Origin of the sequence: Georgenia yuyongxinii, from assembly GCF_006352065.1 — a bacterium.
GTDB lineage: Bacteria > Actinomycetota > Actinomycetes > Actinomycetales > Actinomycetaceae > Georgenia > Georgenia yuyongxinii.
The window spans coordinates 2,449,361-2,462,268 of sequence record NZ_CP040915.1 but is presented as its reverse complement, the minus strand read 5'-3'; the positions used below and the strand labels follow the sequence as shown (position 1 = coordinate 2,462,268).

Below are 12,908 nucleotides of genomic sequence, written 5' to 3'. Positions count from 1 at the left end.
GCCTCCTCCTCGCGCAGGTGCTCAGCGCACGTCCCGGCGCCGCACGACGGCGGCCGCGATGACCAGCGTGCCGACCGCGTAGAGCACGAACACCCCGAACCCGACCCACGGGGCCAGCTGGCCGGTGTCCTCCAGCTGCATCATCGCGGTGCCCGCGGCGCTGGGCAGGTACGGCAGCACGGCTGCGGCCAGGTCCCCGGGCAGGAGGGTCGCCAGCGCGGGCACGAGCACCAGCACCCCGATCAGCACCATGTAGGCGCCGGCGGTGCTGCGCAGCAACCAGCCGAGGCCGCCGGCGAGCACCGCCACCACGGTCAGGTACAGGGCGGCACCGACCATGGCCCGCAGCACCCCGGGGTCCGCCAGCGACACCGCGATGCCGGCCCGGCCCAGGATCACCTGGGTCGCCGCGAACGTGAGGAGCATGGCGGGGAGCGTGACGGCCAGCACCAGGACCCCCACGGCCAGGGCCTTGCCGAGGACGACCCGCGACCGGCGCGGCACTGCGGCGAACGTGGTGGCGATGGACCGGCTCGCGAACTCGCCGGTGACGGCGATGACCCCGAGGGCGGCGACGGCGTAGACCGCTGCCTCCACACCGGTCAGCGCCGCCGTGGCGGGCGCACCGACCGGGGCGTCGGCCAGGCCGTCCGCGGGCACCTCTTGGACCAGCACGCCGATGGCCATGGCGGCCCCGACGGCCACGACAAGCACCACGGCGACGGTCATAGCCACGACGGTGGACCGCAGCCGGAGCTTGGTCAGCTCGGAGGCGACCACGCGCCGCGTCGTGGCCCGAGACGGCCCGGGCCGAAGGGATGGGGTGGGACGGGTGGGGGAGAGGGCGGTGGTCATCGGAGGGCCTTCGAGATGGGGGCGGGCTGGGCGGAGTACTCGACGTCGTCCCGGGTGAGGGCGAGGTAGGCGTCCTCGAGGGAGTCGTGGAGCGGGGTGAGCTCGGTGAGGAGGACGCCGTCGGCGAGGGCGGCCGCGGCGATCGCGTCCACGCCCGCGCCGGTGACGGTCAGTGCGTCGGCGTCGGCGTCGGCGTCGGCGCCGGCGCCGGCGGCGGCGGGGGTGACGGTGACGCCGGGCCGGGTGAGGGCCGCGGCAAGGCGGCCGCCGTCGGGCGTGCGCACCCGGACGGCGGTGAGCGGGCTCGTGAGGTCCGCCAGGGGGACGTCGGCGATCAGACGCCCACGCCCGAGCACGATGAGATGGTCGGCGGTCAGCGCCATCTCGCTCATGAGGTGGGAGGAGACGAACACGGTCCGGCCCTCCGCGGCGAGGGACCGCAGCAGCGTCCGGATCCACCGGATGCCGTCGGGGTCGAGGCCGTTGACCGGTTCGTCGAGCATGATCACCGGCGGGTCGCCGAGGAGGGCGGCGGCGATCCCGAGGCGCTGGGACATGCCGAGCGAGAAGGTGCCGGCCCTGCGGTGCGCGACGTTGCCGAGCCCGACCAGGTCGATGACCTCCTGGACCCGTCGCGGCCCGATGCCGTTGGAGCGGGCGAGCGCGGTGAGGTGGCGGTGAGCGGTACGGGCGGGGTGGACCGCGCCCGCGTCCAGCAGGGCGCCGAGCGTGTGCATGGGGTCGGGGTGCTCGGCGAACGGCCGGCCGGCCACCAGCACCTCGCCGGCGGTGGGCCGGTCCAGGCCGAGGACGGCGCGCATGGTGGTGGACTTGCCGGCCCCGTTGGGGCCGAGGAAGCCGGTGACGACGCCCGGCCGGACGGTGACCGTGAGATGGTCGACGGCGGTGGTGCTGCCGTAGACCTTCGTCAGGTCGCGGATCTCGATCATGAGGGTGCTTCCTTCAGGTGGTGGAGCAGGACTCCACCAAGGTGCGCCCCGCGCGTCCGACGCGGCACCGACAGCCCCCGGACGCCACCTGGACAGTTGCCGGCGTCAGGGTGCGCCGGGGCCCACGAGGGCAAGGGCGGCGGCAGCCTCGAGACCGAGCCGCGCGCCGTCGTCGCGGGCAGCCTCGAAGCCTTCCGGCCCGAGGGCGGTGCGCGAAGCCAGCGCTGCGGCGTCGCGCACGGCCAGGTCGGGGGCGTAGTAGCCGTAGACGGCCGTGCCGATGGCGCGGCGCAGGGCGGCCGCCGCCCCGAGCAGGATGGCCGCGCGCTCGTGCGCCCCGGCGGCCGAGTCCAGCACCGCCACGGCGTCCAGCAGGTAGGAGAGGTTCGCCGCGTCACCGAGTCCGCGCGAGATGGCCACCGCCGTCTCGAGGTGCGCCCGGGCCGCGGCGTCGTCGTCCAGCAGGTGCTCGGCCTGGGCGAGGTTGTACAGGGCGACGGCGACCAGGGTGCGGTCTCCCTCCCGCTCCGCGGCCGCCAGGCCGGTCCGGGCGGACGTGACGGCGCCGGCGTCGTCGTGCCGGTGGCGCCGCGCCGCACTGGTGAACACCAGGCACGCGGCCTCGAACCACGCCCCGTCGCCGCCGGTGCGCCGGCCGGCGTCGATGCCCTGACGGAAGTGGCTCTCCGCGGCGGCGGGATCGTTCTCCTCCAGGGCGAGGAGGCCGAGGCGGGTGCAAGCGGCCGACTCGGCCTCGGCGTCGTCGCCGCGCCGGGCCAGGGTGAGGGCCGCCTGGCAGCGTTCCCGGACCAGGGCGGTGCCGACGTCGGGCTCGGCCAGGGCGGTGGCGGCCACGAGTGCCCGGGCGCGCTCGGCGTCGGGCAGCTCCGCGGCGAGAATCTCCTCCACGAGCCGGCGCGCCGGCACCACCTGCCCGCGCAGCCACCAGTAGCGCCACAGCGCCCACGTGAAGCGTGCGGCGAGGTCGTGGTGGTCGTGGCGCACGGCCCAGTCGACGGCGGCGGCGATGTTGCCGTCCTCCTCGCTCAGGCGCCGTAGCCGCTCGAGCTGGCCCTGCCCACGGTGCAGGTCGGCGTGCTCGGCGAGGTCGAGGAAGTACCGGCAGTGCGCGAGGCGCGCGTCGTCGTCCTCAGCGGCCGTCAGCAGGGACCGGGCGTACTGGGCGACCGGGGCCAGCAGGTCGTACCTGGTCCCGCCCGCCGGCGACGGCTGCGCGGTGAGCAGGGACTGCGTCACCAGGCGGTCGATGGAGGTGATGACGTCCGCGGTGCCGAGCACTGCTTGCGCGGCGGCCGTGGTGAGGCCACCGGTGAAGACGGTGAGACGGCGCAGGCTGGTGCGGTCCCGGTCCGTGAGGAGCCCATAGCTCCAGTCCAAGGTGGCGCGCATGGAGTGCTGCCGGGCGGGCAGGTCCACCGGCCCGTCGGCGTCGAGCACCTCCTCGAGGTGGTCAAGCAGCTCCTGCGGCGTCAGCGAGCGCAGCCCGACGGCAGCCAGCTCCAGTGCGAGCGGCAGGCCCGCGAGGCGCTGGCAGAGCTGGACGACGGCGGGCACGTCGCGCTCGTGGATGACCAGCCCCGGGCGCACTGCGCGGCCGCGGTCCAGGAGGAGTGCGGCGGCCGGGGACGCCAGGACGGCGGCCGGGTCGGTCTCCGTAGGCTCCGGGGTGCGCAAGGGCGCCACCGCGAACTCGGTCTCACCGCGGACCCGCAACGGTGCCCGGCTCGTGGCCAGGACCTTCACGCCGGGGCACTGGGTCAGGACCTCCGTGACGACGAGCGGTGCCCCCCGAAGGTGCTCAAGGTCGTCGACGACGAGCAGCAGCTCCAGCTCCCCGAGCACGGCCAGGACGTCGGCCTCGCCGTCGCTCCCCCTCACGCCGACGGCCTGGCCGATCGCCGGCAGGACGAGGCTCTCGTCGATCACCGGGGCAAGGGGCACCCAGGCCACGCCGTCGGGCATCCGCGCGGCGACATGGGCGGCGGCCGCCGCGGCGAGCCGGGACTTGCCCACCCCGCCCGGCCCGGTCAGCGTCACCAGCGGCCGGCCCGGGTCGGTGAGGAGGGCTGCGAGGGCCTCGACGGCCTCGTCCCGGCCGAGCAGCGGAGTGGCCGCGCGGGGGAGCGGGCCGCGGCGGCGTGAGCGCGGTGACACCGGCTCCGGCTCGCGCGGGCTACCGCGTGCCGGCAGGGACGCGAGGAGCCCGGCGCGGTCCTCGGGCCCGAGGTCGAGCGCGTCGGCCAGGGCCCGCACTGTGCTGGGGTACGGGCGCGTCCGGGTCCCGCGTTCGAGAGCGCTGACGGCGTCGGTGGAGATCCGGGCCCGCTCGGCCAGCTCCTCCTGGCTGAGGCCTGCGGCCTCGCGCAGCTGCTTGAGGCGGCCGCCGAAGGACTCGGCCAGGCCGGCAGTCGCGGGTGACCGCTCGCGGTCCATGGCTCAGGGTAGCGGCGGGCGCGTGGCGGGTCGGGTGTGCCGCTGGCTCCGCGGCGGCGACGACGGCCGTCCGGCCCACGTCCGCGGCCGCGTCGTCCAGCTGTCGACTACGGTCCGGACGGGGAAGGCGACCGCGTCGCGCTACACCTTGATGGACCACGAGCGCGCCCGGGGCGCGCGGCTGGCCGCAGGGGATGGGGAGCAAGGAGACCGATGAACGACATCTGGCACGTGGTCCACGCCGAGCGCACGGCGCTCATCGACGACCTCCGGGCGTTGACGGCGTCACAATGGTCCACACCGAGCCTGTGTCCCGGGTGGGACGTCCATGACATCCTCGCCCACCTGGTCGACGACGCGAAGACCACCAGGCTGGGGTTCGTCCGTGACCTCCTCGCCGCCGGCTTCCACTTCGACCGTCTCAACGCCCAGGGCGTCGAACGGGAACGCGCGGAAGACCCCGCCCGCACGCTGGAACGGTTTGAGACAGTATGCAGTCGCACGACCAGCGCGCCGGTGCCGCGCGCCAGCCGGCTGGTGGAGGCGTTCGTGCACGGAGAAGACATCCGACGCCCGCTGGGCGTCCGCCACGACTACCCGGCCGCCCATGTAGCGACCGCGCTGCGCTACCAGGTCAGCACCAGCGTGAAGATGGGCGGCGGCAAGGAACGCGCCCAGGGCCTGCGCCTGGTGGCCACTGACACCGACCTCACCATGGGCACAGGCGAGGAGGTGCGCGGTACGACCATCGCCTTGCTGCTGGCGGTGTCCGGGCGCCCCGCCGGCCCGGAGGATCTCGCCGGCCCCGGGGCTGTCGCCTTCTCCTGAGCGTGTCGTTCGTCAGGGCCCCGGCACCCGCGCGTACCGGACTTCCAGGTCCCCGGCGGCGGTGGACCCACCGGCAACCTGCCCGACCCGCCGACCGGGTCGATCACCCCGGCTCTCCTAGGGCATGCGCGGGTAGGGGCGGACCAAGGTAGTAGGCCAGTGGCCTGGGGCGACCTCGTCCCGGCTAGTCCGCGGCCCTACCGGGCAGATCCGCGGCCCTACCGGGCTGGTCCGCCTTCGATCCGGTCGGAGTCATCAACGAGATGGCCGAGGTGGTCGTTTTTCCAGCCATCTTGGCCATCTCGTTTCCGGCCCGGGGCCGTGTCGATGTCTGTGAGCGGGCACACCCTTGTTGAACCCTGGCGACCCCGACCGCCGAGTACGGCGCGGCCGAGTACGGCGAATGCTGCGAGGGGTGGCGTCCCGGTGCTGCTCGGAGCTCTGCGGGGCGAGAGGTCGATCTCGTGAACACCTCAAAGCGGCGAGACCTGCGGTTTCCGACCGACACCTGTCGTTCCACCGGCATGTTTGGGCGCAACATGCAGGTCTTGGGGTACGCCGGAGCGCGCCGCCGGACCGCCGCCGACCGAGCTCCTGGCCCGCGTCATTGTGCGATGTGTATCCCGACCGGTCCACGCCCACCTGAAACCGCCCTTCCGTGCGCCCACCTAGGCTGTCCGGATGGACACTGAAGAACGCCTGGCCGTCTTCCTCGACTACGAGAACCTCGCACTGGGCGCCCGCGAGCACCTCGGCGGGATGACATTCGACTTCGGGCCGATCGCCGATGCCCTCGCCGTGCGGGGAAGGGTCCTCGTACGTCGCGCCTACGCGGACTGGTCCTACTTCGACGAGGACCGGCGCTCCCTCACCCGCCACCAGGTCGAGCTCATCGAGATGCCCCAGAAGATGGGTGCGTCGAGGAAGAACGCCGCGGACATCAAGATGGTGGTGGACGCGATCGAGATGGCTTTCGAGCGTGACTACATCTCCACGTTCGTCATGTGCACGGGGGACAGCGACTTCTCGCCCCTCGTGCACAAGCTCCGCGAGCTGGACAAGCGGGTGATCGGCGTCGGTGTCGAGAACTCCACGTCCCGTCTGCTCCCGCCGGCGTGCGACGAGTTCCTGTTCTACGACCGGCTGGAAGGCGTCGAGGTCCCCGAGGAGACCGAGCCGCGTGAGCGGCGCTCGCGCAGCTCCCGCGGCACCACCACGAGACGTGAGCCCGCGACGCGCTCCACGACGGCGGAGCAGCCCGGCGGCGCGCCGGCGTCCGTGGAGCCGGCCTCGCCGGCCGAGCCGGAGGCCGTCGAGACCGAGGACCAGCCCGAGGCCGAGACCCAGCCCCTCGAGGTGCTCCTCGCCCAGACGCTGGCCGGACTCGCGTCCGCACCGGGCGCGGTAACCGCGTCGCTCCTGAAGCGTTCCCTCCTGCGCAAGGACCCGACGTTCAGCGAGTCCGACTACGGCTTCCGGTCCTTCGGCGAGATCCTCAAACATCTTGCCGAGCGGGGCATCGTGGAGCTCTCGAAGGGCCCTGCAGCCGGCGACCCGGAGGTCTCGCTGCCGGAGCTCGGCGAGCGGGACAGCGCCTTCGAGCTGCTTCGCGAGGTCGTCGCGAGCGCGGACGGGTTCGTGCTGCTCTCCGGCCTGAAGAACAGCCTGCGCAAACGGCGCCCAGACTTCAGCGAGAAGGCGCTCGGGTACCGCAACTTCCTCCAGTTCTGCAAGGCCGCGCAGGCGGATGAGGTGGTGCACCTGCGGTGGGACGACGCTGCGGAGGACTACATCGTCTCCGTGTGAGCGGTGGCCACAGCCAGCACGGCCACCGCCTCGTCGAGGCTGTCGACCAGGTGCGTGCCGATGGCCGCGGTCAGCCCAGCGTCGCCGCGACCCGGAACAGGCCTGTGACGTCGACGTCGATCTCGAGGTCCGTGAGCCGGGCTCCGGCGAACGACTCCCGCGTGAGCGGGATCTGCTTGTTCTGCCACGGCTCGAGGCGCTTCTTGATGAAGTTTTCCGCCAGTGCGCCGATGAGCCCCCCGGCCTTGGCATGCAGTGCTTCGACGTGGAGTACGAGAGCGTCGTCGACCCGGACGTCCACGTGGGCGGTGATCTGGCCCTTCATGAACCCTTTCGCCGCCGTGGCCTGCACGTCGACTCGGACCTGGTTGTGTCCGGCGCTCGTGGGAACGATCCGCACGTTGCTGAAGCTGATGCCCTGCTGGCGCGCGAGCTCGGTGGCGATCACCGCACTTGCGGCCGCCACGTCGCCCTCGAGGAGTGCCCTCCCGCTCGCCGGTGCGTCGGGGGAGGAGGTGTCCGTGAACGCGAGCCACAGCCGGGCCTGACCGTCGCGGGCCCACGTTGCGGGGACGTTCTGCGCTTCGAGCTGCGCGGTGACGGGGGTGCCGAAGGCCACGAGCGGCAGGCCGGTCGAGCGCAGCGAGCGCACGGTCACCGGTGCGTCGCCCTGGTTCGCCGCGGGCGGACGCCACGAGCGGGCGCTGGGCGCAAGGTGCCGCGCGTCCAGCACAGTGTGGGACAGGTCGATCGACAGTCGGTCGACATCCCCCGTGGCCGACATCTCTGCCTCGACGTTGACGTGCTCGGGGCTGAGCGTGAGGGTCTCGACCAGCGCCGCGGTCACCCGCCGCGCCAGTTCGGCTGCGCTTATCGGCACGGGGCCGGCACCGACGGGGATCATCTGGCTTCTCCTCAGGGACCGAAGCGTGGCGCACCACCGGGAGGTCCGCATGGTCGTTGCTGGCCTACCCCGTGCGGTCTCCGGCGAGCTGCTTGCGATGCTACGCAGGCGAGGAGCGGTGCCGTGCAGGTTCACCCGATCGGCTGGCAACGGGCGTCGGTCAGACCTCGATCGTGCGGACCAGCTGGCCCGGGGCCAACGAGGCGCTCAGGTTCTGTCGGTGCTCGGACGCTCTCAGGCGCGAGCCGGTAGTCCTGCCGCGCCACCATCTGCCGCCAGCACGGCCACCGCCTCGTCGAGGCTGTCGACCAGGTGCAGGTGAGCACCCATGTCGCGGCCCTCGCCGAGCGCCTGCAGCACCGGCCACACCGGCACCGTCTCCGTCCAGTGCCAGCGCCCGACCAGCACCATCGGGGCCACCCCGGAGCGGTCGGCGTAGTAGTTCTCGCACGCGTCCTGGAAGATCTCCTGGACCGTGCCCGCCGCCCCGGGCAGGAACACGATCCCGGCCGTGGCCAGGTGCAGCAGCACGTCCTCGCGGATGGCGTTCTTGAAGTACTTGGCGATGTCGGTGGCGAAGGCGTTGGGCGGCTCGTGCCCGTAGTGCCAGGTGGGGATGCCCAGGGAGTGCACGCCGTCCGGCCATCGCTCCAGCACGTCGAAGGCGGCCCGGGCCCAGCCGTGCACCGACGGCCGAAAACCAGGGACGACGGCGAGCAGGTCCAGGGCCGCGTCCAGCACACCGGCCGGCCGGGCGGACAGGTAGGCGCCGAGGTTCGCCGCCTCCATGGCGCCCGGCCCGCCGCCGGTGGCTACAGTCAGACCGGCCCCGGCCAGCCGGTGGGCCAGGTGGGCCGCCGCCGCATAGGGCGCTGACCCACGCGCCAGCGCGTGCCCGCCCATCACCCCGACGAGCCGCCGACCCGCGGCGAACTCGTGCAGCGCGTCATCGATGGAGTGGTCGTGAAGTGCCTTGGCCAGGCTGCGGTCAAGGTCCGGTGGCTGCTTTGACCACCCGTACACGCGGGCGTCGAGGGTGGCGTGATAGCTGCCTGCGAGCCGGTCGTACAGCTCGCCCGGGGTGTACAGGCTGGCGCGGTACTGCCGGACCGGGGCATCGGGTACCTCCGGGAAGACCAGGGCACCGCGGGCACGCAGGCTCTGCTCGTCCACCGGCTCGAGCCCACAGCCGAGGAACAGGGCTCCGGCTGGGTCGAGCCGGCGCAGCACCGGGCCACGCCCTCGCAGGTCGACGTTCTGCAGGTGCCAGCCGGCCATGGCCTCGGCGCCTGCACCGACGCGCTGGTCGAAGTCGGCCAGCGACTCGACCTCGACCGTCCGGCCGCGTTCCTGCTTCACACCGGGAACCTACCCGGGCCGCGAGGCGCCTGCCGTGGCACGCCGTCCGGCTCCGGGCGACGCACCCACGCCTTTCGGCAAAGTCGCCGACGGCGGCCAGGAGCCTTCAGTGCCCGGAAGGCACCTCAACCCGCCAGGGCGTGCTCCGCGTCTGGGACCGTCGCCTCCAACGGGTGCGCGACCTCGTCCTTCGCCATCCGCGCGAAGACCCACACCGCAACCCCGAACAGCACGGGCACCAGCGACGCGACCATGAACACCGGCCGCAGCCCGATCGCCTCACCCACCGGCCCGGCCAACGCCATCGACACCGGCATGAGCAACAACGAGACGAAGAAGTCCAGACTGGAGACCCGGCCGAGCATCGCCGGCGGCACCCGCCGTTGGAGCAGCGTGCCCCAGATGACGTTGCCCATCCCGCTCGTGACGCCGACGACGAACACCGCCGCCACCATCACCCACAGCTGGTTTGTCAGGCCGACCGCCACGAGCGGCACGCTGCCGATGCTCCAGGAAGCCACCAGTACCGTCAGGTACCGGCGCGGCAGCCGCCAGGACGCCACCGCCAGCGAGCCGATCGCGCTGCCGACCCCGAACCCGGCGAGCACCAAGGCGAAGTCGCCCGGGCCGCCGCCGGCGTGGTCACGCACTGCGAAGGGCAGCAGCACGTCGATCGGGCCCATCATGAGCAGCACCCAGCCGCACGCGAACAGCAGCGTGCCCAGCAGCCAAGGCGTGCGGACCATGTACGCGACACCTTCACGCAGGTCACCGACCATCGCGCGCAGCGGATGGGTGCCGACGGCGTCCACCTCGCGGTGCACGCGGGCGACGCGCAGCTGGCTCAGTCCGACGACGGCGATCACCTGCGAGCCTGCGACCAGGGCTAGGGCGAGGCCCGGCGAGGCGGCGGCGATCGCCGCGCTGGCCAGCGCCGGCCCGGCTGCCTGCATGAGCGCCGGGCGCATCATGCCCTCGACCCCGTTGGCGGCGAGCAGCTGCTCGGGCGGCAGGATCGTGGGCAGCATCGCGGTGTAGGCCGGGTAGAAGAACCCGTCCGTCGCGCCGACGACGACGGCGAGCACCACCATGTGCCACAGCTCGAGCGAGCCGGTCAGGGAGAGCCACGCCGCGACCCCGATAAGCGCGGCCTTGGTGGCCTCGACGCCCATGAGAATCCAGCGGTGGGAGACCCGGTCCGCGAGCACGCCGCCGAACAGGACCGCCGCCACGGCACCGGTCGCGGCACCGGTGGCCACCTGGGACAGCTCGACGGGGCCGCCCCCAAGCTCGATGACCTGCCAGACGACGGCGACGAGCCACATCCCGGTCCCGAGCAGGGACAGGGTGAGGGCGCCGACGAGGACGCGGTACTGGGCGACGCCGAACGGCCGCAGCGCGCGGGGGAGCTCCCGGCGGGGCGTGGTCGTCGGCGTGGCCTGCGACATGATGTCTCTTTCGTGTGCGCGCCAGTCGGCGCGAGTCAGTGGGGTCCACCCAGGGTGAGGCTTGAAAGCGCCCGCAGTCCACGGAATTTCGAGGGGCGACGCCGGAGGTCGCCCAGCTCTGCGGTAGCGGTGCCGAGGTGGTCGGCGGTCAGCCACACAGGCTAGTGCGCCTGGTCACTGGGGTGAGCATCGAGGAGGCAATGGCGCACTTCTCGCGGCTCCTCGAGCAAGTAGTGGCGCGGGCCGTCAGAGGTTCGCCGAGAAGGTGGTCCACTAAGTTCGCGACCTTGGGGCCGGCGAGGCCTGGAGCGAGACGGTGACCATGGGGCCAGCCTGGCACCGCGCGGGGACCCCGGTCCCTGGCACGCCGTCGCCCCGGCGCGCACCGTGGAAACCATGACCGCGATCATCGAGCGCCTGACGCCGCACGAGCTCGTCGAGGTCTGGCCCGGCCGGCGCGGCTGGCCCCAGACCATCGGGGCGCTCGCCGTCGTCGAGGGCGCGCCGCTGCGCGGTTCGGACGGCGACGTCGCCCTCGACCGCCTCCTGCCCGCCGTCGGCCGCGTGCTTGCCTGGCCCCGGTTCCGGCAGGTCCTTCACGAGCCCGGCCCCGGCCGCGGCGGACCCGTATGGGTGGACGACGGCGACCTCGACCTGGCCCGGCACGTCACCGTGGTGCCCGTCCCCACCCCGGGCGACGACGCCGCGCTCCTGGCCACCTGCGCCCGGCTCTACGAGGCGCCCCTCGATCCCGCCCGACCCCTGTGGCGCGTGTGGGTGCTTCCCGGCCTCACCGACGGACGGGTCGGCCTGCTCGTCGTCCTCCACCACGCCCTGACCGACGGTGCGGGCGCGCTGACCGCCGTCGGCGCCGTCTTCGACCCAGAGCCCGCGCCACCGGCAGCACCCTGGACGACGGCACTCCGGCCGCCCCGGCCCGCGCCCACGAATGCCGAGCTCGCCCTCGACGCCCTGCGCCGGCGTGGTCACGCGCTCCGTTCGATCGCCGCCGCGGCCACCCACCCGCGCGGCGTGGCCGGCGCGGCGCGGCAGAGCCGGAAGGCGCTGAGTGGCTACGACCGGCACGCTCCACGAACCAGTCTCAACCAACGCGTCGGCCGCCGCCGGGCGCTGCACGTCGCCCGGTTCGACCTCGACGCCGTGCGCGCCGCCGCCCACGCTCACGCCACCACCGTCAACGACGTCCTCCTCGCCGCCCTGGCCGGCGGCCTGCACGAGCTGCTCGCCGCGCGCGGCGAGCTCTCGCCCGGGCTGGTCCTGCGCGCGTCCGTGCCCGTCGCCGGGCCGCCGGAGCCGGGCCGTACGCAGAACGCCCGCACCGGGATGCTGGTGCGCCTGCCGGTGGGAGAGGACGACGACGAGCGGCGCCTGGCGGCCGTCGTCGCCGACACGCAGGAGCGCAAGCGTCAGCCGCTCGACCTCGGCCGCTCCGGGGTGCTGAGCTCCCCGCTGGTACTGCGCGGCGCCGTGGCGCTGGCCGCCCGCCAGCGGGTCTCGAACATCTACCTCGCTAACCTCGCCGGCCCCCCGAAGCCGGCGTGGCTCGCCGGGGCCCGGGTGCTCGAGCTCCTCCCGCTGACGAACGTGGTGGGCAACATCGGCGTCAGCGTGGCCGCCTTGTCCTACGCCGGGCGGCTCGCCGTGACAGTGACGTCCGACCCGGAGCTGCACCCCGACGTCGGCGTCTTCGTCCATGGTCTCGAACGGACGGTGGAGCGGCTCACGGCGCCGTACTGGCCGGCTTCCTCGCCGAGGCCATGACCGACCTGCCCCACGCCAACCGTCAGCAGGACCGCTGACCGGCCGGACGCCTCCGACACCAGCGCGGCCGCGGCCCGTGCACGCTCAGGCGCGTCAGTCGGTGACCGTGTCCGCGTGCCGATGGGCCACCTTCCAGGCACCACCCTCGCGGCGGTACACCTGTGTGGCCCGCAGGGTGTAGGTGCGCGGCTGGCCGTCGATCGACGTCGACGTGTGTTCCAGGCCCGCGGTGTAGGCCATGTCCCCGATCACGTCATACGCCTGCATCTCGAAACCGTAGGAGGTGCAGTCGGAGAAGGAGCGTTCCAGGGCGGTGAAGAGCTCGTCCATCTCGGCGAGTCCATGAGCGTTGCGGAACGCGCCGAGGACGCTCACCGGCTCCGTGCGTGACCACAGCGCCCGCCGGGGGCCGGCGTCGCCGTTGTGCAGCGCGAGCTCCGCGTCGTACAGGGAGGTCTCGACCCACCTCAGGAATTCCTCGCGATCGGCCATGCCTCAGCATGCTCCTGAACACCGGGCCTG

10 protein-coding genes are annotated in these 12,908 nt (G+C 73.3%); 3 read left to right on the top strand and 7 right to left on the bottom strand.

The genetic code is table 11. From position 1 onward, the window contains the following. Positions 1–21: 21 nt before the first annotated feature. The 3 genes from FE374_RS11190 to FE374_RS11180 form a co-directional block, all read right to left on the bottom strand. On the bottom strand, positions 22–780 hold the full coding sequence (locus FE374_RS11190) for an ABC transporter permease (RefSeq protein WP_139929098.1): 759 nt from the start codon (positions 778–780) through the stop codon (positions 22–24). Between the two features lie 71 nt (positions 781–851). Further along, positions 852–1,805 carry an ATP-binding cassette domain-containing protein gene (locus FE374_RS11185; RefSeq protein ID WP_139929096.1) on the bottom strand — a complete coding sequence of 318 codons (954 nt, stop codon included), beginning with the start codon at positions 1,803–1,805 and terminating at the stop codon, positions 852–854. A 105-nt stretch (positions 1,806–1,910) separates the two neighbouring features. Then, a complete protein-coding gene (locus FE374_RS11180; RefSeq protein WP_139929094.1) occupies positions 1,911–4,259 on the bottom strand; it encodes an ATP-binding protein in 2,349 nt (782 codons plus the stop codon). A gap of 213 nt (positions 4,260–4,472) precedes the next feature. Here FE374_RS11180 and FE374_RS11175 point away from each other — a divergent pair, with 213 nt between their 5' ends. Both FE374_RS11175 and FE374_RS11170 read left to right on the top strand, forming a co-directional pair. After that, entirely contained in the window at positions 4,473–5,087 is a 615-nt protein-coding gene (locus tag FE374_RS11175) for a maleylpyruvate isomerase family mycothiol-dependent enzyme (protein WP_139929092.1), read from the top strand. A gap of 681 nt (positions 5,088–5,768) precedes the next feature. Continuing rightward, complete coding sequence (locus tag FE374_RS11170) at positions 5,769–6,893, top strand: PIN domain-containing protein (RefSeq protein ID WP_139929090.1); 1,125 nt, start codon at positions 5,769–5,771, stop codon at positions 6,891–6,893. Positions 6,894–6,963: 70 nt separating this feature from the next. Here the strand turns inward: FE374_RS11170 and FE374_RS11165 are convergent, their stop codons facing one another. The 3 genes from FE374_RS11165 to FE374_RS11155 form a co-directional block, all read right to left on the bottom strand. Next, positions 6,964–7,797 carry a hypothetical protein gene (locus FE374_RS11165; protein ID WP_139929089.1) on the bottom strand — a complete coding sequence of 278 codons (834 nt, stop codon included), beginning with the start codon at positions 7,795–7,797 and terminating at the stop codon, positions 6,964–6,966. Positions 7,798–8,031: 234 nt separating this feature from the next. Then, positions 8,032–9,156, bottom strand: coding sequence for an LOG family protein (locus FE374_RS11160; RefSeq protein WP_139929087.1), 1,125 nt, complete (start codon positions 9,154–9,156; stop codon positions 8,032–8,034). A gap of 125 nt (positions 9,157–9,281) precedes the next feature. Beyond that, positions 9,282–10,604, bottom strand: a complete 1,323-nt coding sequence (locus FE374_RS11155) for an MFS transporter (RefSeq protein ID WP_139929085.1) — start codon at positions 10,602–10,604, stop codon at positions 9,282–9,284. A 396-nt stretch (positions 10,605–11,000) separates the two neighbouring features. Between FE374_RS11155 and FE374_RS11150 the strand changes: the two genes are divergently transcribed. Further along, a complete protein-coding gene (locus FE374_RS11150; protein ID WP_139929083.1) occupies positions 11,001–12,386 on the top strand; it encodes a wax ester/triacylglycerol synthase domain-containing protein in 1,386 nt (461 codons plus the stop codon). 93 nt (positions 12,387–12,479) lie between these two features. Here FE374_RS11150 and FE374_RS11145 read toward each other — a convergent pair whose 3' ends face one another. Next, positions 12,480–12,878, bottom strand: coding sequence for a nuclear transport factor 2 family protein (locus tag FE374_RS11145; protein ID WP_139929081.1), 399 nt, complete (start codon positions 12,876–12,878; stop codon positions 12,480–12,482). Between the last annotated feature and the right edge of the window lie 30 nt (positions 12,879–12,908).

Bases quoted from the DNA above. Each gene is read 5' to 3' on its own strand.
- FE374_RS11185 (WP_139929096.1), bottom strand. From the start codon at position 1,805: ATGATCGAGATCCGCGACCTGACGAAGGTCTACGGCAGCACCACCGCC.
- FE374_RS11180 (WP_139929094.1), bottom strand. From the start codon at position 4,259: ATGGACCGCGAGCGGTCACCCGCGACTGCCGGCCTGGCCGAGTCCTTC.
- FE374_RS11175 (WP_139929092.1), top strand. From the start codon at position 4,473: ATGAACGACATCTGGCACGTGGTCCACGCCGAGCGCACGGCGCTCATC.
- FE374_RS11170 (WP_139929090.1), top strand. From the start codon at position 5,769: ATGGACACTGAAGAACGCCTGGCCGTCTTCCTCGACTACGAGAACCTC.
- FE374_RS11165 (WP_139929089.1), bottom strand. From the start codon at position 7,797: ATGATCCCCGTCGGTGCCGGCCCCGTGCCGATAAGCGCAGCCGAACTG.
- FE374_RS11155 (WP_139929085.1), bottom strand. From the start codon at position 10,604: ATGTCGCAGGCCACGCCGACGACCACGCCCCGCCGGGAGCTCCCCCGC.
- FE374_RS11150 (WP_139929083.1), top strand. From the start codon at position 11,001: ATGACCGCGATCATCGAGCGCCTGACGCCGCACGAGCTCGTCGAGGTC.
- FE374_RS11145 (WP_139929081.1), bottom strand. From the start codon at position 12,878: ATGGCCGATCGCGAGGAATTCCTGAGGTGGGTCGAGACCTCCCTGTAC.